The 23,318-nt window shown below is 39.8% G+C and carries 19 protein-coding genes; 13 read left to right on the top strand and 6 right to left on the bottom strand.

Features of this window, described 5'->3' with window-relative positions:
- Position 1: 1 nt before the first annotated feature.
- Both B4N43_RS03995 and B4N43_RS03990 read left to right on the top strand, forming a co-directional pair.
- A complete protein-coding gene (locus B4N43_RS03995) occupies positions 2-958 on the top strand; it encodes an HlyD family secretion protein (RefSeq protein ID WP_286732910.1) in 957 nt (318 codons plus the stop codon).
- An 11-nt stretch (positions 959-969) separates the two neighbouring features.
- Positions 970-2,142, top strand: coding sequence for an ABC transporter permease (locus tag B4N43_RS03990; RefSeq protein ID WP_145329426.1), 1,173 nt, complete (start codon positions 970-972; stop codon positions 2,140-2,142).
- A 79-nt stretch (positions 2,143-2,221) separates the two neighbouring features.
- Here the strand turns inward: B4N43_RS03990 and B4N43_RS03985 are convergent, their stop codons facing one another.
- The 3 genes from B4N43_RS03985 to B4N43_RS03975 form a co-directional block, all read right to left on the bottom strand.
- Complete coding sequence (locus B4N43_RS03985; RefSeq protein ID WP_286732908.1) at positions 2,222-3,244, bottom strand: FKBP-type peptidyl-prolyl cis-trans isomerase; 1,023 nt, start codon at positions 3,242-3,244, stop codon at positions 2,222-2,224.
- Between the two features lie 23 nt (positions 3,245-3,267).
- Positions 3,268-4,278 carry a DHH family phosphoesterase gene (locus B4N43_RS03980; RefSeq protein ID WP_075994208.1) on the bottom strand — a complete coding sequence of 337 codons (1,011 nt, stop codon included), beginning with the start codon at positions 4,276-4,278 and terminating at the stop codon, positions 3,268-3,270.
- A 118-nt stretch (positions 4,279-4,396) separates the two neighbouring features.
- A complete protein-coding gene (locus B4N43_RS03975) occupies positions 4,397-7,036 on the bottom strand; it encodes a hypothetical protein (RefSeq protein ID WP_286732907.1) in 2,640 nt (879 codons plus the stop codon).
- Positions 7,037-7,448: 412 nt separating this feature from the next.
- Here B4N43_RS03975 and B4N43_RS03970 point away from each other — a divergent pair, with 412 nt between their 5' ends.
- From B4N43_RS03970 to B4N43_RS03950, 5 genes are all read left to right on the top strand, one after another.
- Complete coding sequence (locus tag B4N43_RS03970) at positions 7,449-7,838, top strand: DUF423 domain-containing protein (protein ID WP_046672738.1); 390 nt, start codon at positions 7,449-7,451, stop codon at positions 7,836-7,838.
- Positions 7,839-8,078: 240 nt separating this feature from the next.
- On the top strand, positions 8,079-10,562 hold the full coding sequence (gene priA / locus B4N43_RS03965; protein ID WP_286732906.1) for a replication restart helicase PriA: 2,484 nt from the start codon (positions 8,079-8,081) through the stop codon (positions 10,560-10,562).
- A gap of 232 nt (positions 10,563-10,794) precedes the next feature.
- On the top strand, positions 10,795-11,451 hold the full coding sequence (locus B4N43_RS03960; protein WP_286732904.1) for a protein-L-isoaspartate(D-aspartate) O-methyltransferase: 657 nt from the start codon (positions 10,795-10,797) through the stop codon (positions 11,449-11,451).
- A 105-nt stretch (positions 11,452-11,556) separates the two neighbouring features.
- Entirely contained in the window at positions 11,557-13,380 is a 1,824-nt protein-coding gene (locus B4N43_RS03955; RefSeq protein WP_286732903.1) for a MutS-related protein, read from the top strand.
- A 68-nt stretch (positions 13,381-13,448) separates the two neighbouring features.
- Positions 13,449-13,850 (top strand): acyl-CoA thioesterase, encoded by a 402-nt coding sequence (locus B4N43_RS03950; RefSeq protein ID WP_104383990.1) that lies wholly within the window; start codon positions 13,449-13,451, stop codon positions 13,848-13,850.
- A gap of 160 nt (positions 13,851-14,010) precedes the next feature.
- Here B4N43_RS03950 and B4N43_RS03945 read toward each other — a convergent pair whose 3' ends face one another.
- Positions 14,011-14,385 (bottom strand): DUF779 domain-containing protein, encoded by a 375-nt coding sequence (locus tag B4N43_RS03945; protein WP_286732899.1) that lies wholly within the window; start codon positions 14,383-14,385, stop codon positions 14,011-14,013.
- A 120-nt stretch (positions 14,386-14,505) separates the two neighbouring features.
- Positions 14,506-16,008 (bottom strand): aldehyde dehydrogenase family protein, encoded by a 1,503-nt coding sequence (locus B4N43_RS03940; RefSeq protein ID WP_088162964.1) that lies wholly within the window; start codon positions 16,006-16,008, stop codon positions 14,506-14,508.
- Positions 16,009-16,182: 174 nt separating this feature from the next.
- Between B4N43_RS03940 and B4N43_RS03935 the strand changes: the two genes are divergently transcribed.
- Positions 16,183-17,085 carry an AraC family transcriptional regulator gene (locus B4N43_RS03935; protein ID WP_075994201.1) on the top strand — a complete coding sequence of 301 codons (903 nt, stop codon included), beginning with the start codon at positions 16,183-16,185 and terminating at the stop codon, positions 17,083-17,085.
- Between the two features lies 1 nt (position 17,086).
- Here the strand turns inward: B4N43_RS03935 and smpB are convergent, their stop codons facing one another.
- Positions 17,087-17,542, bottom strand: a complete 456-nt coding sequence (gene smpB / locus B4N43_RS03930) for an SsrA-binding protein SmpB (RefSeq protein ID WP_075994200.1) — start codon at positions 17,540-17,542, stop codon at positions 17,087-17,089.
- Between the two features lie 411 nt (positions 17,543-17,953).
- On the opposite strand from smpB, the gene spt reads away from it, so the two are divergent.
- From spt to B4N43_RS03905, 5 genes are read left to right on the top strand one after another with little or no spacing between them, the layout of a single operon-like run.
- Complete coding sequence (spt, locus tag B4N43_RS03925; RefSeq protein ID WP_120333715.1) at positions 17,954-19,153, top strand: serine palmitoyltransferase; 1,200 nt, start codon at positions 17,954-17,956, stop codon at positions 19,151-19,153.
- A gap of 11 nt (positions 19,154-19,164) precedes the next feature.
- On the top strand, positions 19,165-20,286 hold the full coding sequence (locus tag B4N43_RS03920; RefSeq protein ID WP_070561222.1) for a hypothetical protein: 1,122 nt from the start codon (positions 19,165-19,167) through the stop codon (positions 20,284-20,286).
- Positions 20,283-21,275, top strand: coding sequence for an NAD-dependent epimerase/dehydratase family protein (locus B4N43_RS03915; protein WP_286732895.1), 993 nt, complete (start codon positions 20,283-20,285; stop codon positions 21,273-21,275). Before B4N43_RS03920 ends, B4N43_RS03915 begins: the two co-directional genes overlap by 4 nt.
- Before the next feature lie 9 nt (positions 21,276-21,284).
- A complete protein-coding gene (locus tag B4N43_RS03910) occupies positions 21,285-21,977 on the top strand; it encodes a CDP-alcohol phosphatidyltransferase family protein (protein ID WP_075994198.1) in 693 nt (230 codons plus the stop codon).
- Between the two features lie 2 nt (positions 21,978-21,979).
- Positions 21,980-22,375 carry a GtrA family protein gene (locus B4N43_RS03905; RefSeq protein ID WP_075994197.1) on the top strand — a complete coding sequence of 132 codons (396 nt, stop codon included), beginning with the start codon at positions 21,980-21,982 and terminating at the stop codon, positions 22,373-22,375.
- The last annotated feature ends 943 nt before the right edge of the window (positions 22,376-23,318 follow it).

Here is a 23,318-nt window from a genome sequence, read left to right as displayed (position 1 = left end):
CATGAAGAATTTATATGGGATATTATCTCTGTCTATTTTTGTTTCTTGTACAAATCAAGTGAAAGAGAAGCCTATTGAAGGCAAGGTGGAGCGAGAGCAAGTGACGGTTGTGACAAAGGTTCCGGGGAAAATTGCGAAGCTTCTGGTTGAAGAGGGAGACTTTGTGCATGCGGGTGATACCTTGGCTATTTTGAGTATTCCCGAGATAGATGCGAAAGAAGAGCAGGCAAAGGGAGCACTGCAGTCTGCTGATGCACAATATAACATGGCAGTCAAAGGTGCTACGAAAGGTCAACTCGTGCAGTTGCAGGCGAAGGTAGATGGACTTAAGGAACAATATGAATTTGCGAAAAAATCAATAGGTAGGCTGGATGCCCTTTTGCAGGATAGCCTGATTCCGCAGCAAAAGTACGACGAGACCTACGCTAAATATCAGGGGGCTAAAAATCAATATCTTGCAGCACAGGCTGAATTAGCTGAAGCAAAGGGTGGGGCTAGACAAGAACAGCAGATTATGGCGTTGGGGCAAAAAGAACGTGCACTGGGAGCGGTATCTGAAGTCAATGTTGCTGCACAGGAGAAATATGTCATTGCTCCACAGGACATGAGTGTGGAAACGATTAATCTGAAAGTTGGTGAATTGGCGATGGCAGGCTATCCGATTATCAATGGTTTCCTCGATCGATCGACCTATTTTAGATTTACATTGCCCGAAAATAAAATGGGAAAACTTCAAAAAGGAGAGGCTGTTGAGGTAGAAATTCCTTATTTGAATCACAAAAAGGTTAAAGCAAAGGTGATTAGTATCAAAGCCTTAAATTCGTACGCAAGCATTGCCTCAGCTTATCCTGATTTCGATCCGCAACAGGCTGTGTTTGAATTGAAAATTGTTCCTGAAGATGTTGCCGGTAGCAAAGATTTGTTAACAAAAACGCTTGTGGTTCTCCATGCGAATTAAAGAGCTTGACTGTGAAAAAATTTTTAGAATTGATCCAACGGGAGTTTAAGCTCTTCTTCAATAATAAAGTGCTATTGATGCTTTTTCTGGGTGCACCTGTATTGTATGGTGTCTTGGTGGGGCATGTTTATCAACAAGGTAAGGTAACTCAGATGCCGATCATTGTAGTTGATGAGGATAATAGCCCCTTAAGCAGTTCATTTATTGATATGCTTTCGGATAATGAGAGTATTGAAGTTGCCCGTGTATTACCGTCCTTATTTGATTCAAAAGATATTGCGATGCAATATGAGGCAACAACGATTGTACATATTCCCAAGGGTTTTGCATCCGGAGTACAACAGGGGCGTTTGCCCGAAATGACTGTTTTTGTAGACGGTGCCAATACATTGACCTCAAATACTGCCATGATGGCTGTCAATGTGTGTGCCTCGACGTTGAAAGCAGGCATACAGATTCAGGCACAAATGAAACGTGGTGTTCCCGCAAAGATCGCTGCACAGCAGTACGAACCATTTAAGACCACTTTTGTTAAGCAGAATATCCGAAGTGGAAATTACCTGTATTTTATGCTACCGGGAGTGCTAATTACTGTGCTGCAGCAGGTCTTGCTCTTAGGCTTGGCTTTGTCTTTTTCCTCAGAATTTGAAGGCAATACATTTCCGGAACTTGTACGTAAAATAGGTAATCCTATCGGACTTATTCTTGTTAAGATATTACCATATGTTTTGATGTCTGTTGGTATCCTGGTTTTATATTGGGGTTTTGGTCAATATTACCGTATGCCTTTACAGGCCGAATTTGGTCGCTTTGTACTCTGTACTTTCGTCTTTTTGCTTGCCGTGTGTTTTATAGGTGTACTCGTCAGTATTCTACTGCCTTCGCAGTTGAAATCGACAGAAGTACTTATGGTCATTGCGACGCCAGCATTTATCTTGAGTGGCTTTACCTGGCCTTCGAGTCTAATGCCAGGCTGGGTGCAGGCAATTGCAAATGTAATTCCATCGACGCATTATCTACGAATTTTTAGGTTAATGTTTATTCAGCATGCTGAAAATTACCATACCGATAAGGCGCTGATCGCATTGACCATCATCATGATCATCAGTTTTATATTGGCGGTAATAATACTATGGCTGAAAATACGGAAGATCAAAAAAGAAGATAAGAAGATTAGCGTATAGTGAATAAAAATACGAACAATAAAAAAGCGGTTTCATCGAGATGAAACCGCTTTTTTGTTAACTGAAATTTACAGTCGAATTATTTTTTTGCTGCAGGAGCTTTAGTTGCAGGAGCTGTTGCCGCTGGAGCCGTAGTTCCAGTAGGCGCTACCATGCCTGGAGTTGTTGCTGTAGGAGCAGGAGCTTTTCCAGGTTTGATATCCAATACTTCTACTTCAAATACTAAAGGAGCATATGGAGGGATAACACCTGAAGGGCGATCGCCATAAGCCAAAGATGAAGGAATGACTAAAGTTGCTTTTGTACCTTTGTTAAACAATTGGAATGCTTCAGTCCATCCAGGGATTACACCATCAACACCTAATTGGAATTTTAATGCTTCATAAGGACGTTGAGGGTTGAAAATTTTCTCTTTTTTAGCTACATCTGGAAGGTTTGTATCAAATACTTTTCCTGTAGTTAATGATCCTACATAGTTCACGTGAATAGAATCACCTACTTTCGCATTTGTACCTGTTCCAGGTTTAGTAATTACATATTGAAGACCTGAAGCTGTTTTAGTTGTTTTCAAGCTTTTATCCTTGATGTATTTTTCAAGTTTAGCTGGTTCAGCTGCCTTGTGTTTGTTCAATTCTTCTTCAAAATATTTTTGAACTTGTTCACCCAATTGTTGGTCTGTTAACTTTCCTTTTTTGAAGTGTTTTTTGACTTTGATCGAATAAACAATGAATTTATCTGCAAACTCCGGTTTTGGTTGATGTGTTTTAGCAGCCATAGAATCCAAATTGATTTTGAATACTAAGCTATCACCTTCACCTACATATTTGAATAAACCAGTAGGGTCACCTGGATTTTTTGCGATGATACTATCTGGATATAATTGAACGATTTGAGGGACTCCCATGTCATACGTACTTTGCATTGTAGAATCTCTGTCCGTTTTCACAACCATGTCAAGTGCTAATAAATCGCCTGATACTGCTTTTTCTTTTGCATTATCATCTACGATTTTATACTCAAGACCACCTTCAGCCTTTTTGAATTTTTGGCATGACGTCATCAAAAGACCGGCAGCCGCGAAAAATAGAATTGCTTTCTTCATTTTCTAATGTATGTTACGATATCTTATTTTGTTAATATTTCTTTATAATTTGGTAAAACCGATTTGAATTTTGCAATCACTGCTTCGAGGCTTTCTTTCGAATTACCTCCTGAAGCGTTAAGATGCCCCCCTCCATTGAAATACAATTTACAGATCTCATTGCAAGGAACTTCTCCAATCGAACGCAAAGATAGTTTAATTTGTTCATTTCTGTCAATAATTAAAGCAGCCAATCGAATTCCTTTGATAGAAAGGGCATAATTGACTAATCCTTCGGTATCACCGGTGATCACTTCAAACTGAGTGAGATCCGCTTTGGTTACATGGATAATGGCGGTGTTATATTCATGGATAACCTCTAGACGATTCAATAGACAGAACCCTAAGAATTTCAGGCGGCTTTCTGACGAGCTATTGTAAATCTCTTCGTGGATAGCCCAGTTTTGTGCACCGCAATCAATGAGTGATGCAATGATGCGGTGAATTTCAGCAGTGGTAGAACGGAAGCGGAAAGAGCCCGTATCGGTCATAATACCGGTATATAGGCATGTCGCCATGTCAGCACTGATATGGTCTGGATCTTGCATCTCATGGACTAAGAACCGATAGATCAATTGTGCCGTCGCTGCAGCAGATGGATCCCAAAATGCGTAGTCCTCAAACCCTTCCGGATCTAAATGGTGATCAATCATGCATTTAATTCCTTTCGCTTGACGAATAGGTTCACCCATTTCGTGAATCCGGGCAAGGCCATTAAAATCTAAGCAGAAAATTAATTCAGCTGCGTCAATCTGTTGATTGTGCAGGTCAATATCCTGCGTATAAATTTGTACATTTTCTAAGCCAGGTAACCAATCCAAAAAGGCAGGAAAGTCTGACGGTACAATGAGATTTACGTGGTGTCCTTTCGCGGTCAACCAAAAATATAATCCTAAAGATGAACCCAATGCGTCCCCATCTGGTTTGTAGTGCGTTGTAATTACAATACGTTTTGGTTCAGCTAATAATTCTTTTAATTCTTCCGATTTCAGCATAGTCATATTAAGTCTGCAAACCTACTATAAAAAAATTAGATTAGACAAATTTTTTATAAAGATCTTTTAGCATCTTATAGCGTTTGGTGTTGATTTTAAAAAATTGATTTTCAGGTTTTTAAAACTTATATACATAGATCTTGAAATCCCGCTTCATGCAGATTAAATAATTGGCATTGTCGCCATAGTTAATCGGTCCATAATAGAACTTTGAAAAACCTTCTACAGGAAATCCCTCCTGGACCAAGCCATCAGATCCGAAAACATAAATCATGCGGTTGTCGGTTCCAACACCTATGATATCAGATTTACCTATTCGTTTAAAAAACAACGGTCTGTTACTGGCCTCTTCGATGAATTTATATTCAAAGTAGGAAGACGAGTCTCTTGAACTGTAGGCATTCAGTTTGTTGTTGGCTAGAATAACAAAATCTCTGTCAGCACCACCGCTAATATCTTCAAAATTAAAGAACGCATCTTTACCCCAATCACCTAGTTTTATTTTTTTGGTTTCGCCTTCGAAAGGAATTTTGAATACGCTGCCTTTATTGTTTGCCAAGTAAATGAAGGAGTTCTTTTCATCCGACGCCGCAACTAAACCAATTGGATTTTTAACACTTTCCCCATCGGTATCCATTGTTTTTTTACGGATGATCTTACCATTTTGATCAAAGAAATACACGGAAGCAGTGCTTGTACCGGCAATAATATAATTTGTCTGTCCCAGGCTGGTTGTTTTTAGATCGAATAAAATTCGACCATCCACGCTATTATTTTCAAAGCCCTCCACCTTTTTGCCATCCAGGGTATACGCAAGAATGCGGTCTGTTGCCGGAATGTAAATACGTTGTTCTTTATTGAAGGTGGCGATTGTAGCCCCGTAAGTTGCCGAGTATGGAAGTTCAACGGAGAAGCCAGTTCTGTTTTTACCATCGGGCATAAAGCGATATAAACGGTTTTTTGTGACGGCGACAATACTGAGATCCTGTAACTGCATTGGCTCGCCCAAAATTTCACCTTGGAAGAGGTTTTGCCAGAGTTCTTTTCCATCCGGCGAAAATGCATGTACCGTGTGATCTTGTTCTTGAATCAGGATAAACTTATTCTTCCCATCTTGATCGAAAATCCAAGGTTTATTGATCATTCGGTTCTCCAGCTGGACTGTCCATTCTGGTTTGCCGCCTAATCTCGTATCACTCTTAAAGAGGGCATATAAACTGGACGAAAATGTGCCCTGATTGCCACTCAACTGGTAAGACCAGGAGTAGAAATTTTGAAAGCCATATTCATCCTCATCTTTAAAGTTCTTTGCAAAGTCAGCTTTTAAGTTATCTAGAATATTGCTTTTACCAGCTTTAGGTTCTAAATAGAACGTCACGTTGCTGCGGCTATTCTGCAATGCTGCATGATTTTTAAAAATAGCCGTTCCGGAAAGAAATTGCTTTTCCCGGAAAGATTCCCGATAATCTCTCAAGATACCCGTCCGTGTAGCTACCACCATAATGTTATCTACAATGGTAAAATAGGGGCGGGTAAAGCTTTTGAAAGGTTCTCCAAATAGCGCATGTAAGAGATTCGAATATTTAAATTGATAGATTGAATCACCTACAGACGAACTGAATTTCTTGAGATTATCAGCAAATAGCGTTGAATCCGAAATACTGATCAAACCTATTGCATCCTGATTATCTAATTCCGCAAGCGCAAATTCATCGTTGAAAATTGGCGCGATGATACTGTCAAATGATACTTTGCTGTCTTCTTCAAAGTTCTTTATACTTTTAGCCAATCGAGCATCTTCTTTTTGCTGTACCAACAAGGCTTTCAGTCCACTGCGAAAACTATGGGGATCTGAAATACTAAAGTCTATATAAGATGCAGCATTTTTAGGTAGATAATTCCCCAGAGCTTGCACTTGAGCTGTCTGCGTGGCAAATAACTGTAGGTAACTATTTTTGCTCGCCGAGAGATCTGTTTCACCCTTAAAAATAAAAGCATCCTTTTTGAAATTCATATTCCAGGACGTTTGGCCCTTCAGCGAATCGATTAAGTTGAGATAAGTGCCAAATTTGGATTTCATCAATATTCGAGCTATTTGCGCCAATTGTTCATTGAAAAAATAGAGACTAAGTGGCGTGTTTTTATTGTTATGGTTTACAAAGAACTCGATTTGTTTGGTACTTATTTTCTTAACCTGTTTATCAAAGATCTGGGAGAGTATCTGTTTGGAATAGCTAGCGAAAATGATTTCGTGAGAATAGGCACAATAAAGTGTACTATCCTTAGTGCCTTGATTAAGCCCATAAAATCGTTGCCCTAAGGTGTCAAAAGGTTGTATTTTGTAGTTTTTACCGACGTTTCCAAGTAATGTTGCCAGCGAGTTATTATCAATGCTTTGACCAACCTGAACGCTATATAATGGAGTAATCTGGTCTTTTTCCTGGTGAAAAGAGAGTAATATTTGCTGCCCCGCTACAAGAGGTGCAAACTGTTCATTACGTAATAATTCGTCTTTAAGACGCTCCAGGTCGCCGAAATTGCGTTGACCTATAATGGCTTTAAAGAGCTCATAGTCGTTGAAGATCGTATCTACAGTCTGATCATTGGCAAAGGAGGCAATAGCTAATGTACTTTCAGGAAGATATTGTAAAGCTTTAGAATCTTGTTTATTGTTTTTATTGAAGTCTCCAAAAAGATAGATCGTGGCCGCGATGACCGCGATGAATAATATAACAGTGATGATGATTGTTTTTTTCATCCTTTTTATTTTTTTCAATGCCTGATAAGAACTCGAATAAATCGTCAGTACCACGCTGGTCGATGCGATTAAAAATCCAGTTTTAGCAGAACAACTATTTATGAGGTACTCATTTTCTTGTCAGCAGAATAAGTACACTAAACTTGTTTTTTTAATGGTGATGAAGCCATCATGCGGCAGATGTTTATCAAGGATATACAAATCTTGCACCTCGTTCAAGATTTCGGTGAGCTGCACGATGCTCATGATGATTCATACGTAAAACAAACCTAATAAAAATATATGGGAAGAGATAGAAAATCGTTCCTATAATGCGCCTTTGTAATATAAATTTAACAAAAAATTCCTTATTTTGCTCTGTTTTTAATACATTTATCGCTAGAAACTCATTTTCAGCATTCACTTTAACATAATGAATAAGAAAATCATTTTAGCCGCTTCGTTGTTGGGAGCATTAGCTGTAATATTAGGCGCCTTTGGTGCTCATGGTCTAGAAGGAAAGGTAAGTACATATCATATTGAAACTTGGAAAACTGCAAATCAGTATCATTTCTATCATACCTTCGCCCTGTTATTTTTATCTACTTTTTCGCGAGCAAAGACGTACTCCATTAAAGTATCATTTATAGCTTTCCTCATTGGTATACTTTTTTTCTCGGGATCGTTATATGTCTTAAGCGTGCGCGAAATAACCGGCTTTGGAAATCCGTCTATTTTAGGGCCTATCACCCCTTTGGGAGGATTGTCGTTAATCGTTGGCTGGGTTGCATTATTTATTGCTGCACTAAAAAATAAATCGTAATCCTATTTAATTGCCTATGTTCATACGAAATCATATTCGTATCTAATTATAACGGAGCCTTCTTGAATAGATTTCAGGAAGGCTTTTTTAGGTTGCAATTGATTGACCTGTGATCTCTTGGTTTTTTTACTCCGATATCGCTTTGAGCCCACATGATTGTTATCGGTTTAGGTATCTCCGGGGTCGTTTGACCTCTTTTCCTGAAGGTTTTTTTGTACTTTTATACCATAATTTGAATTTATGTCCAATCCACAATCTACGATTTTTAGTGAAAGAGATACGCTGTTTGTTGATGTGGTCCTACCACTAGCATTGGCAAGAACATATACCTATCGTATTCCGGTTGACTGGAATGATCGTGTGCAGGTCGGTGTACGTGTCATTGTGCAATTTGGGAAGAATAAGATCTATTCTGCGGTTGTGAAGTCAATTAGTCAGGAGGCACCAAAGCACTATGAAGCAAAGTATATTTTGGACATCATTGATGACAAACCCATTGTCAATTTGGCTCAATTTAAACTTTGGGATTGGCTAGCCGATTATTACATGTGTAGTTTAGGCGAAGTCATGCAGGCTGCGCTACCTTCGGCATTGAAGCTGGCCAGTGAGACCAAAGTCGTTTCATCGATTGCAGCAGATTTTGACCGTTCTACACTTTCAGATAAAGAGTATCTTATCATCGAGGCTTTGGAGGTGGCGGGAGAACTTAAAGTCAATGATATTGTGAAATTGCTGGGACAAAAAACAGTCTTCCCCATATTGAAGCAATTATTTGACAAAGGAATTGTTTTGATTTCTGAAGAGATTACAGAAAGATATAAACCCAAGACCAAAGCATTTTTACGTTTTGCTCCCGACTTTAGAAATGAAGATGCAAAAAGAGAATTGTTGGATAGCTTAAACCGTGCGCCAAAACAACAAGATGCGGTATTGGCATTTATGCAGCTGGTCAAAAAAACCGAGGAGATCACGCGGCCCATGTTGGCTGAGGCCTCGGGCTGTGGTAACGGTGCTATTACGGCTTTGATTGACAAAGGTGTTTTTGAAATAAAGGAAAAGGTTGTATCCCGGTTCCAGGGGGAAGATATCGAACTGGATGCCAATTTTCAATTTAATGAAAATCAGCAAAGGGCCTATGCCGAAATACAAGAGTCGTTTGAAGAGAAGGAAGTTACCCTGTTACATGGTGTTACTGCTTCGGGAAAAACACAGATTTATATACGGCTTATCGAACAAGCAATCGCAGCGGGAAAATCAGCCCTTTATCTACTACCTGAGATAGCGCTGACAGCACAGATTACGGCGCGCTTAAAGCTGCATTTCGGCGATAAATTGGGGGTGTACCACTCCAAGTTTAATGATAATGAACGTGCCGAGGTATGGCATAAAGTAATGAAAAATGAATTTCAGGTCGTGATTGGGGCCCGTTCTTCAGTTTTTCTGCCCTTTCAGGATTTAGGGATTATCATCGTTGATGAAGAGCACGAAAGCTCTTATAAACAGTTTGATCCAGCCCCACGTTACCATGCCCGTGATACGGCTATTTACCTCGGATTCCTACATCAGACCAAAGTGCTATTGGGATCAGCGACGCCTTCTTTGGAAAGTTATTACAATGCCAAGGCTAAGAAGTATGGTTTTGTGCAACTGCTTGAGCGTTATGGCAACGCACAATTGCCAAGTATTGAGTTGGTGAATATTCCCGAAGAGGGAAGAAAAGAAAATATGTTTTCCTATTTTTCTGGCACCTTGTTAAAGGCAATTGAAGAAGCTGTAAAAAATAAAGAGCAGGTTATATTATTTCAAAATAGACGTGGGCACACGACAATGATCCAATGTAATACCTGTGGATTCGTTGCAAAATGTGTCAATTGTGATGTCAGCTTAACCTATCACAAGAGCTCTAATATGATGCATTGCCATTATTGTGGTCATGTGGAGCCTCCACTTCGTGTTTGTCCGGCCTGTGGAATGCCGCATATCGAAAGTAAAGGGTTCGGTACAGAAAGGGTAGAGGAAGAGCTTGAAATCCTGATGCCCGAAATTCGCATCGGTCGGTTGGATCTGGATTCCACAAAAGGTAAATACGGTTTCGACAAAATTATCACAGCTTTTGATGAGCATGAATTTGATGTTCTTATTGGAACGCAAATGGTCGCTAAGGGGCTCGATTTCGGAAGAGTAAGCCTCATCGGTGTTGTCAATGCAGATACGATCATTAACTTTCCGGATTTCCGTTCCTATGAACGATCTTTTTCGTTATTTTCCCAGGTAGCAGGACGCGCAGGTCGGCGTGAAGCCGGAGGAAAAGTGATCATCCAAAGCTACACCACGAATCATCGGGTGTTAGAACAGGTGGTCAATAACGATTATGAAGGGATGTTTATGACGGAAATTACAGAACGAAAAAACTATCTTTATCCTCCTTTCTACCGGCTTATTCGGATTGATATTAAACATACGGATTTTCAGAAATGCTATGATTCGGCCAATCGTTTTGCCTCGGCGCTGCGTCAACAATTGGGTGCAAGGGTATTGGGTCCGGAGCCGCCTTTAGTTTCACGCGTGCGGAATAATTTTATCCAGACCATTACCTTGAAGATTGAACGCACAAATATTAGTATTGCAAAGGTCAAGGAATTGATCCGCTCGGTTCTCCTGGATTTTGAAATAGATAAAACCAATGCTGGTGTACGCGTTCAGGTTGATGTAGATCCATATTAGTGACAGCTATTGCCCCATTAGCTTGTAAAAACGAGCGTTTTTGGTAAAGTTAATTACTTGTGCTTATCGTTTTGTTCGGTCTCAAATTCAAGAGGTCAGCGTAGATTGGGCATAAGGACAGGTGATTTGGAAAATAAAGCTAATTGACTTGAAAATGTGTACTGTATTGGTATTGAATTATTTGTGATTAATTCTGCTTAATATGCCTTTTAAAAGGTAAATTTGAAACATCATGGCGTACAAGTTTATTGATAATTATCGAGAGAAAGGTGCTCGTAAGAAATTGGTTGAACATCTTAAAAGCCGGGGGATTGCGGACCAGAAAGTATTAGATGCCATTGGCAAGGTACCACGTCACTATTTTTTTGATGAAACATTCTGGAATCAGGCCTATCGGGATATTGCTTTTCCAATAGGTGACGGGCAAACAATTTCACAGCCGTATACCGTCGCCTATCAATCTGAACTGCTTCACGTCAAAAAAGGAGATAAAGTACTGGAAATTGGCACCGGATCCGGATACCAAACCTGTATCTTATTGGAACTTGGCGCAGAAGTGTATACCATCGAACGTCAGGAAAACCTATATCAACGAACCATTCAAGTGTTGCCGTACATGGGCTATAAACCGAATTTCTTTTTGGGCGATGGCTCCAAGGGAATTGAGGAGCACGCTCCTTATGACAAGATTATTGTAACTGCGGGTGCGCCATTCGTGCCAGAGCTTATGTTAAAGCAGCTGAAAATGGGCGGAATTTTTGTGATCCCTGTAGGAGACGAAAAATCACAAAAGATGATGACGATCATTCGTGTCGGTGAAAATGAGTTTGACCGTATCGAATTGGATACTTTTCGTTTTGTGCCTTTGGTGGGTGATCAGGCCTGGTAGGATATCCATTCAACCAGCTTAAACGACTTCCCCCAAGGTCTTTAAGCGATACCAAAACATCCATGATTAAATTGAAATGAACGTGAAAGAATAAATATTCACCTTATGACCCCAACTGCAATATTATATGACCAGAAGCATCGCGAAATCGCTTCAACTGTCCTCAAATTAAATAAACAAGTCAATACGCTCAGCTTGTCGCGGCTATTTGTGATACTCGGTGGCGGAGCGTTATTATTTTATACCTTTCAACTGGAAAGCCTTCCGCTGGTGTTTTTCTGTTTTTTTGCATTATTGTTCCTATTCGCCTATCTCGTGCGGAAGCAGAGCCAGCTGGAGCTTCAGAAGAACTATTTTGAAGCCTATCTGAAAGTTTTGGCAAATGAACAGGCTTTGGCAGACGGAAAATTAAATATGTATGATCATGGCCAGCATTTTGAAAACGGAGCTCATCCTTATAGCTCCGATATGGATGTCTTTGGAACATACTCCTTATTTGCACAGATAAATCGGGCAACGACCAAACAGGGGATTGATCTTTTGGCTTCTTGGCTTGATGCACCTCTCCAAAGCCATCAAATTCAACGCAATCAAGAAGCTTCCCAGGAACTTGAAAATGAATCGGAATGGATATGGGATTTTCAGGCAAAGCTTTTGGCCAATCTGAACCATAAATTGGATATCAAAGCATTTTTGACAAATTACTTTCAAGACCGAAATTTTCAGTTCGGAAATGCCTTCATGCGAGTCTATCTCAAAATAGGGCCTGTTTTATTTTTGGTCGCTTTAGTGGGCAGCTTTTTCGTGCCAAAATTGGCTGGGGTGGCAACATTGATAGGGTTATTTCATATTCTTTGGGCCTTGGCCAAAGCGGGAAGTGTTAGCATGTTCTCCTCTCGAATAGATAAGATAGGTGGCGTGCTGGGCTCATACGCAGAGGCGATTCAATCTATTGAAGACCACGCATGGAAGTCTATTGCTATGCAGGAGATTGCGGGAGAGCTTAAACAAAACCAGGGTACAGGATCCATTTCCCTTGCCTTTAAAAAACTCGCTGGTCTTATTAATAATTTGGACGCCCGGAATAATGTCTTTGTCGGGATATTTCTAAACTTGTTTCTGCTTTGGGATTTTAGACAAGTATTGGCTATTGTTGACTGGAAGAATAAGTACGAAAACGAGATTCTAAATTCATTCGATACCTTAGCTAAGGTTGAGGCTGTAACTAGCCTTGCGATTTGGAAGAGAAACCATTCGTCGTACATTTATCCATTAATTTTGGATAACCCACTGGAAAATAAGATTGACGCGCAAGGGGTATATCATCCATTGATTCCAAGCAATCAGGTCGTAGCCAATGATTACAGTAGTATAGATCATCGAGTTGCTTTGGTGACAGGTTCAAATATGGCTGGAAAGAGTACGTTTCTGCGGACAGTTGGTATTAATGCAATTTTGGCATATGCCGGAGCTGCGGTTGCTGCAGCTTCTTTTCAGCTCCCGATTTATAAACTGATATCCTATATGCGAATCAAGGATAATTTGAATGAAAGTACGTCGACTTTTAAAGCTGAATTGAATCGGATGAAATTTATATTGGATACAGTTTCAGCACATAGCGATAGTTTTTTCCTAATCGATGAGATGCTTCGTGGGACAAATTCTGTCGACAAATATCTTGGCTCCCGTGCAATCATAAAGAAACTGGTTCGATTGGATGGTAAAGGCATGGTGGCTACACATGACTTACAGCTGTCCAGTTTACAAGAGGAATTTCCGGGAGATATCAAAAATTACCATTTTGACATTCGTGTCGACGAGGGTCAGATGCTGTTTGATTATAAGCTGAAGATAGGAGAATGTAAAATATTCAATGCTTCGCTTTTATTGAAAGGTATAGGAGTGGATATCGACGAAAATATGGAATAAAAATGACGGAACTGGAGCTAGATTGGTTTACATTTGTCTCCTCTTAAATCCACTTAATAAAAAAATAAATGACTTTACAAGAACGTATTGATTTATCAGAAACACATGTTTGCACGACCGTGTTTCCGTTTTTGACGAATCATCACGATACTTTATTCGGCGGCAAGGCGATGTCCATTATGGACGAAGTGTCGTTTATGGCTGCAACACGATTTTGCCGCAAAACGTTGGTGACTGTGTCGACAGATCGTATAGACTTCAATAAGGCAATTCCTTCGGGAAGTATTATTGAAGCTATCGCAAGGGTTCAAAATGTAGGCCGGACCAGCTTGAAGGTGAAGGTCGAGATATTTTTGGAACATATGTACAAGGAGGGAAGAGAACTGGCCATTGAGGGTGTTTTTACATTTGTTGCCCTAGATGAAAACAAACAGCCAATTCCAGTCCTTGAAGGCTTGGATATTGAATAAAATTTTAGCATTCCGAATGCGGAAACTCAGGAGAGATTTTTTTAAAATTATAACATCGAAAAAGGGACGCATCTGCGCCCCTTTTTTCTTTGAGAGAGTGATCCAGAATTTTATAGGTCATCTCTACAACGTTGTGATTCTATGGTGTTTTATGCTTTTTTTATTCGTTTCGTTTGATTGGGCCGAGGTCATTAAGCTCTTCGGCTGTGAATAGGCGATAATGAACTTTGAAAGTTTTACCCAGTGGCGTTTCCAATGAGAATCCTCCGGGACCAAACCCATCCAGTACATCGAGGGTGAAATGCGCATGTTTCCAATATTCAAAGAGATCACGATCCACCCAGAATTCATATCCTTCAGCTAATCCGATCATGGCATCATTCGTCCTCGGAAAATACCCTCCTTCCTCAAAACACTGTGGCTGCGTACCCTCGCAACAGCCTCCGGCTTGATAAAACATTAATTTACCATGCTTTGCTTCAAGTTCATGGATGAGCTCCCTTGCTTTTTCAGTGATGTCTAATCTATTAATCATGGTGAAATCAGTTTATGTGTTTTAGCGTTGGTTCATATGAAATTCAGCGGAAGGGGCAGCATTTGCTCCCCCTAGACTCGGGTATCAAGCTGTTCGAAAAGTATACCCGGTATGCTTCAGTTAAAAGAAGCCAAGTTTTTCTTTGCTGTAGGAAATCAACATATTCTTGGCTTGTCTGTAATGGGCAAGCATCATTTTATGGTTTTCCCGTCCAATTCCTGATTGTTTGTATCCGCCAAATGGAGCGCCAGCTGGGTAGGAGTGGTACTGATTTACCCATACACGTCCAGCTTGTATGGCACGTGGAACCTGATAAAGCTGATGTGCATCTCGGGTCCATACACCTGCTCCGAGACCATACATGGTATCGTTGGCGATGGCAATTGCTTCTTGTTCGTCTTTGAACGTGGTCACTGCAAGCACGGGGCCGAAGATTTCTTCCTGGAAAATGCGCATGCTATTATCACCTTTGAATAGGGTGGGTTTGATGTAGTAGCCTTCTTCAAAACCAGCACCAACATTGTTTTCATCTCCGCCAGTCAATACTTCGGCTCCTTCTTCTTTGCCAAGTTTAATATAGGACATGATCTTATCTTTTTGAATCTTCGATGCCTGAGCACCCATCATTGTTGTTGGGTCTAATGGATCCCCGACTTTGATCTGATTAACCCGATCGATCACTTTAGCAATGAATTTTTCATAAATATCCTCCTGGATCAGTAGACGAGAGGGGCAGGTGCAAATTTCGCCCTGGTTGAGCGCGAATAATACCGCCCCTTCAACTGCTTTGTCCAAAAATGCATCATCTGCATCCATTACCGAACTGAAGAAAATATTGGGCGATTTTCCCCCCAATTCTAGGGTTACCGGGATGATATTTTCAGTCGCATATTGCATGACCAAACGTCCTGTTGCTGTGGAGCCTGTGAATGCTGCTTTGGAGACCTTAGGATTGGTGACCAAGGAACGACCAAGTTCTGCGCCGAAACCGTTGACGATATTGACCACTCCGGCAGGAATCAAATCACCGATGATTTCCATAAGAACAAGAATAGATGCTGGTGTACTTTCAGCGGGCTTTAATACGACAGTGTTCCCTGCAGCAAGGGCCGGAGCTAGTTTCCATACGGCCATCAGAATCGGGAAATTCCATGGAATAATCTGTGCAACAACACCGATTGGTTCGTGTACAATCAGCGACACCGTATTGCTGTCCAGTTCGCTTATGGACCCCTCTTCAGCACGGATTACACCGGCAAAATACCGAAAATGGTCGATGGCTAATGGGATATCCGCATTGAGTGTTTCACGTACAGCTTTTCCGTTGTCTATCGTTTCAACGGCTGCGATATATGCTAAATTAGCTTCAATGCGGTCAGCGATTTTATTGAGGATAATACTTCGTTCTGTAGCGGAGGTTTTTCCCCAGGTTTCAAAAGCTTTGGCTGCAGTGTTGACAGCGAGATCCAGATCTTCTTTTGTTGAATGGGCAACTTGAGTGAACACTTTTCCGTCTACCGGCGAGATATTATCGAAGTATTTTCCTTGAATTGGTGCGACAAATTTACCACCAATGTAGTTGTCATATCGTTCTTTGAACGATGGTCTTTTGATTGCGCTCATATGGTTTATTATTAATTATTTTTAATCCCTTCTTATCAAAGTTAGCCAGCAATTATTCAATAGCGTAGCAGAATTGATCCAAAACATAGCACAATTGTGGCAGATGAATTTCGGCTACAATTTATTTTTTTTATTATATTTGATTGACTGCCAATTATATTTAATTGTTGCACTATGGGAGATAGGACGCTGATTCATACATTGCCATTTTCGCGGGCTGGGGAGCTTAGCACATTAGTGGAGAACCGACGCGCATTTACGTTAGATAGCTTGGAGCTTAATATCTACGAAACATATCGGGTATCGCAGCATGTGCCTTTATGTTTTGATGATTTGGTTATGATTAACATGATCCAAGGTAAAAAGATCATGCATTTGGAGAATGTAAAGGCTTTTGACTATCTGCCCGGTCAGATGATGGTGTTGCCTGCATCGGTGGCTATGCATATTGACTTTCCGGAAGCGACCCTCGACCAACCCACGCAGTGTACCGCTTTAACAATTCATAAAGAGAAGATAGCAGCAGTCTTGGACTATCTAAATGAGTTTTATCCGAAAGAACAATTTAGTCAGTGGCGGCTTGATCCGGATTTTTTTCATCTGTACAATTCGACTGAGCTCGCCGACCTGGTGAACAAGTTGTTTCAAATTATTATTAGCGAAAATCCGTTGAAAGATGTGCTTGCAGATTTGACTTTTAAAGAGCTTACGATTCGGCTACTTCAGTCACAGTCGCTGATTGCATTAAAAATTGGGAAGTCGCCCAACAAGGTGCTGTTACATGTGCAGGAATTTATTCAGAAACATATTACCGAGAAAATTTCAATTGGTTTATTGGAGCGGACTGCCCACATGAGCAAAGCGAGTCTTACGCGGATGTTTAACCGTGAACTTGGACTTAGTCCAATGGAGTATGTGATCCAACAGCGTATCGAGAAGGCAAAAAAAATGCTTTTACTCACCCGCAATGTAAAGGAGTCTTGCTATGGGGCTGGATTTAATGATGTCAACTACTTTGTCCGGCTTTTTAAAAGCAGGGTAGGAATGACGCCAGGCGCATTTGTCCTGGCGCGTTAATCTAGAATTTCATCACGCGATCAAGCTCTCGTTTAACATCTCTTTCTTTGATGTTTTCTCGTTTGTCAAAATCTTTTTTACCCTGTGCCAAGGCAATTTCAACTTTGGCAAACCCCCGGGAACTGATAAAGATGCGTAGGGGTACAATGGTAAAACCACGTTCTTCCCCCTTCTCTTTTAGCTTTTTTAATTCTCTTTTTGTCAATAGTAGTTGACGGTCGCGTTTTGCTTCATGGTTATAAAAAGATCCCATGGAGTATTCAGCGATGTGCATGTTTCGGATATATAATCCGTCCTCAAAAAAACTACAGAAACTATCGTTAATATTTGCCTTTCCTTCGCGTATGGATTTTATTTCTGTACCCAATAATCGAATTCCTGCAATGTACTTGTCCAGTAAGTGGTATTCAAAAGAAGCTTTTTTATTTTTTATATTGATATCTGAAGATAAAGCCATATATTGTTGTATATTAGTAAGTCTATACCATTGCTATTGCAATGAACCTAAATGTAACTAATTATAGGATAATTTAAAGTTCGCAAATATAATTATTAAAATTGTCTTATTTTAAAGTAGAATTGTGTGGGCAGATGTTAGCGGAGTATTAAAATAAAATTAACGGTTTTGGGCGATGTGTTAAAAATATGACTAAATTTAAGCGAAAGTCAGATTATGTTTTCGTATGTTTGCAACGTTTTTTGGAATTATTGTGAATATATACAACGTAGAATTTCAACTTGCATTGTGCATATTAGCAGATTTTTAGTCGGAGACCGAGTTTTTTATATAAAAGTCCAATTCGATAATTTTGTTTGTTACAATAACATCTAAAAGTTAGAAATAGTTTTAGAAATACCTTTTTATCGCATGAGTAAAGGAAAGTTAGGCGAAAAAATATCGCAATTTAAGATTGTTGAGGAGTTGAAAGCTAAGGGCTTATATGCCTATTTTAGACCTATTCAATCAAAACAAGATACCGAAGTAAAAATCGATGGTAGACGTGTATTGATGTTTGGTTCTAACTCTTATTTAGGGTTAACGACTGATACACGTATTATAAAGGCAGCGCAAGATGCTTTGGAAAAGTATGGTACTGGATGTGCTGGATCTCGTTTCTTAAACGGTACGTTGGATATTCACGTGGAACTGGAAGAAAAATTATCTGCTTATGTAGGTAAAGAAGCCGCGATTCTTTTTAGTACAGGATTCCAATCAAATCTAGGTCCTTTGTCATGTCTAATGGGACGTAATGATTATATTTTGTTGGATGAACGTGACCACGCTTCAATTATTGATGGTAGCCGTTTGTCTTTTTCCAAAGTAATCAAATACGGTCATAACAATATGGAGGACTTACGTGCTAAGTTATCACGCCTACCTGAAGATAGTGCGAAGTTAATTTGTACGGATGGTATCTTTAGTATGGAGGGTGATATTGTTAATTTGCCTGAGCTTACATCGATTGCCAATGAGTTTGATGCTGCTGTAATGGTTGACGATGCACATAGTTTAGGTGTTATTGGCCATAAAGGAGCTGGTACAGCTTCTCATTTTGGGCTTAATGACGATGTAGACTTGATTATGGGTACATTTAGTAAATCGTTAGCATCTTTAGGTGGATTTGTGGCCGGTGATGCAGATGTGATTGATTTCTTAAAACATAATGCGCGCTCTGTGATGTTCAGTGCTTCAATGACTCCCGCTTCGGTAGCTTCAACATTGAAAGCTTTGGAAATTATTCAAAATGAGCCAGAGCATATTGAAAAATTATGGAAAAATACAGATTATGCCAAAGCACAATTACTGGATCATGGGTTTGATTTAGGTGCTACGGAAAGTCCTATTTTACCAATCTTTATTCGTAGCAATGAAAAAACGTTCTGGGTAACTAAAATGCTCCAAGATGATGGTGTATTTGTTAATCCAGTTGTTTCTCCAGCAGTTCCTGCAGAAGAGTCTTTGATTCGTTTTTCATTGATGGCGACACATACTTATGACCAAATCGACGAAGCTATTGAGAAGATGGTTAAAGTATTCAAACTAGCTGAAGTTGAAACATTAATATAAAATCTAATCGTATGATTCAGATTATACCCGTTGAAACAAAGAAACAAAGACGGCTGTTTATAGATTTCCCTCATAGTCTCTATGAGGGAAATCCTAATTATGTACCTGCCTTATTTCTTGAACAAAACGATTTGCTTTCCCCTGACAAGCATCCCTTTTATAAACATTCCCAAGCACAACCTTTTCTAGCTTATCGTAACGATAAGATTGTTGGTCGTATATGTGCCATCTGGAACAACAACCATAATGCCTTTAATCATGTGAATGAAGGACAGTGGGGTTTTTTCGATTGTATAGATGATCAAGAAGTCGCAAACGCGTTGTTTGAGACCGCAGAAAAATGGGTTAAAGCTAAAGGAGGGGATACGATCGTTGGGCCTATCAATTTATCGACCAATGATACCGTTGGTTTATTGGTTGATGGTTTTGATAAGCCTCCAGTGGCCATGATGCCCTACAATTCACCGTATTACATCGACTTGATTACCAATTCAGGCTATGGACATAAAGTGGATTTGAGAGCTTATTTGGTTATGGAAAAGTCTGCGGATAAGCGTTCTGTTTTGCTTTTGGATAGGCTGGAAGAGCGTTTGAAAAGATCTGGCATTACATTGCGTCAATTCAATGTGAAGGATTTTAAAAACGAGGCAGCAAAAGTTCGTGACATTTATAATAGAGCATGGGATAAAAATTCGGGTTTTGTTCCGATGACAGAGGACGAATTTAATTATACGGCCAAAGATTTAAAAATGATTCTCGATCCTCGTTTTGCTATCGTTGCAGAGAAAGATGGTGAGCTTGTTGGCTTTGGTCTAGGGATACCAGATATCAATCAGATCCTTATCAAAGTGAAGCGCGGACGTCTACTTCCTACGGGTATTTTTAAATTGTTATTTGGCAAGAAAAAAATCAACTTGCTTCGTGTACTCATGTTAGGGGTATTGGAAGACTACCGTAAGCTTGGTATTGAAGCATGTTTGTATGGCCGAATTATAAAAGAATCAAAAGATTCTAATATTAAGGGGGCCGAATGTTCATGGATGTTGGAGCATAATTACATGATGAACCACGCTATTGAACAAATGAATGGAGAATTGTACAAACGTTATCGTTTGTATCAAAAATCATTATGATAGAAAAAGTATTAATCACCGGAGCGAGTGGTTTTGTAGGCTATCATTTGACAAGAGCAGCGAAAGAGGCGGGGATGGAAGTTCATGCCGCGGTGAGAAAGTCAAGTGATGTTTCAGAAATTCGCTCCGTTGTAGATAAATTTGTTTATCCGGATTTCTCTGATGAAGAGTCTATCAGAGAATTACTGGAAGCGGAAAACTATACCTATGTTGTTCATGCTGCGGCAATGACTCGTGCCAAACATGAAGAAGATCTCGAAAAGGTCAATGTTGGTTATACAAAGAACTTGGCATCAGCTTGTTTTTCTTTAAAAACTCCCATCAAAAGATTTGTTTTCGTTAGTAGTCTTGCGGCGATCGGTCCTGTTAACTACGATGCTAACCTTATCGATGAAAGCAACTCTTATCGTCCTGTTACGGCATATGGTCGTAGTAAGCGGAAAGCGGAGCTCGCGTTGAATGATTTTAAAGATCAGCCACTAACGATTTTGCGCCCTACTGCGGTATACGGCCCTCGTGAAAAGGATATTTTTATTGTTTTTAAAACAATGAACGGAGGCCTGGATGCTTATGTTGGTCGCTCTCCTCAAAAGCTTAGCTTTATTTATGTTGCCGACTTGGTGCAGGCGATTATTCATGCCTGTCGTTTTGACCAAGGTGGAAAGCAGGTGTATAACCTTAGCGATGGACAGGTATATGGGCGTTATGAGTTGGCTAGGTTTTTCAAAGAGTTTAGTCAAAAGAAAATGATTCGTATGCATATTCCTTTGGGTGTCGTGAAGACTATCGCGGTTATTTTTGAACGTTTGTATAAAAATTCTAAAGCAATACCTGTACTATATCCGGAACGGCTGAATGAACTTACAGCTGAAAACTGGGGCTGTGATATCTCGGCGGCTCAACGTCAGCTACAATACCAACCTAAATATGATTTGAAGAAAGGCTTAATGGAGGCATTGGCTTGGTATAAGGAAAATAAATGGCTATAATCGCAGATAATGAGTGAGTTAAAAATAAATAAAAAACTTTTTCAGGATAGAAAGAGAACAAATATCTTAAGTGAACCCGAACAAAAACTTATTTCGTACCTCGTTCCTCGAATCCCCAATTGGATTACTTCGGATGGACTTACGGCAATTGGATTTTTAGGTTCCTTAATGATATTGGGGAGTTTTATACTGGCTGAATATGTTGATATTCGCTATTTACTTTTAGGAATCCCTGGTTTCTTTGTACAATGGTTTGGTGATTCATTAGATGGGCGTATCGCATTCTACCGCAATAAATCCCGTCGCTGGTACGGTTTTGCGCTGGATATTGTAATGGATTGGATCAGTACGGTTTTTATCGGATTGGGATATGTGCTGTATACCGTGGGTGACTTTAAGTATCTGGGATTTACATTGGTCGCATTATATGGCTGGGCAATGATCATTTCTCAGCTCAGGTATAGAATTACAGATAAGTATACGATTGACGCCGGAATTTTGGGGCCTACTGAAATTCGGGTGATTATTTCATTGGTTATGCTCTTCGAAGTTTTAATGCCTGGATCTATTAATTGGTGTGTACTGGTAATCTGTATTGCACTTTTTATAATTAATACAAATGATACACGTCTCCTTCTTAAATTAGGCGATGAAAAAGATAAAGAGGATAAATTGAAAAAACAGCAGGAGGAGGCTATTTAACGATGTCTTCAAAAGTTATTACTTTTTTAAAAGCTCAACTTTCCGCCTTTTTAGGCGGATTGTTTGATTTTGGAGTATACTCTGCTTGTTATAAGCTACTTCATATCAGTGCTCCTTTTTCTAATGCTATTAGTGGTAGCCTTGGTGCTGTTGTTAATTTTTTGATCAATCGATACTGGTCCTTTGGTAGTACGCAAAAGTCTGTAGGGAGTCAGCTATGGAAATTTGTGATTGTCGTCTGTGGTAGTATTACATTGAAGTCTACGGGAATTCATTTTCTGGTGGATGTATATCATTTAAACTTTTTGTTCTCAAAACTAGTCGTTGAGTTGCTCGTTTCTTTGGGCTTCAACTATACACTTCAGCGTTTTTGGGTTTTTAAAGCAGAGGAGAAATAGTAATTTCCTTCTTTTTGCGAATCAGCTTTAGCTGGTTTCAGTTTCTTTTCTGTTTTCTGATTCTTTTGATCTCTCTTGCTCTTTTCTTACCTAGTTTTGGTTTTGTAGGATGTTAGTTTAGCTCTTGTTCTAGACTAAAAGGGCTTCTTAGCGTCTTATCTCTGTTATATTCCTTCAAATCGCTGTTGTTTTCTGTTTCTCTGGGGCAAATCCGAGAAGCGTGCTACTATCTTATTTGTTGATTATATTTATTCGCTTTTATTTAGTTCTTCTTTAAACTAGATTTTAATTGGTATTTAGTTAGCTTTAAGTTAGGTTTAGTTTAGCTATAAGCTAAGCTATACCTAAACTAACCCTAACTAAACCCTAAGTAAACCCTATACTAAAATGAAAGTTGATCAAAGTTTACAATAAGTAATTCCTGGACCAAAATGACAGGATCGGGAGCCTTGCATAAATTCTAAAAAGAATCCCGGGCAAGTCTTAAGGTCGCCATGCCATCCTCTGTTCCGCTGCGGTTGCGCTTCGCTGTCACATCCTATCACTATTATATATATCGATGGTATTAAACGTTGCGGATCTCTGTTGTTCTCTGTTCGGCTATGTTTGCGTTTTCCGATCTCCCTTTGCTATTTCGGTGGGGCAATAGATCCGGCAGGTGCACTTCAGGATGTTTTCGTTGCCCGATTCCGCTATGTGGCCCAGTCTGGTGGCCGGATCAGCCATCCCAGCCCTCCGATCACCTGTTTTACAAAAAGAATCTCACACCGTTACAGGTAGTTAGGGACAAAATGAAATAAATAAGAACAAAAGGCTTGGAAGTCTGCCCGAAAACTCCCTATCTTTGCACCACTCCGCAAGGGAGGGACGGTTACCTCGAAAGAGGGAATCATGAAAAAAGAAGGGTTTAAGAGAAGTCTGGCAGGATTTAAAATCCCGCTCA

The organism is Sphingobacterium sp. UBA1897 (assembly GCF_002337775.1).
In the GTDB taxonomy this organism is placed as follows: Bacteria; Bacteroidota; Bacteroidia; order Sphingobacteriales; family Sphingobacteriaceae; genus Sphingobacterium; species Sphingobacterium siyangense.
Note: the sequence above shows the minus strand (reverse complement) of the source record. Positions and strands in the feature narration are given on the sequence as shown.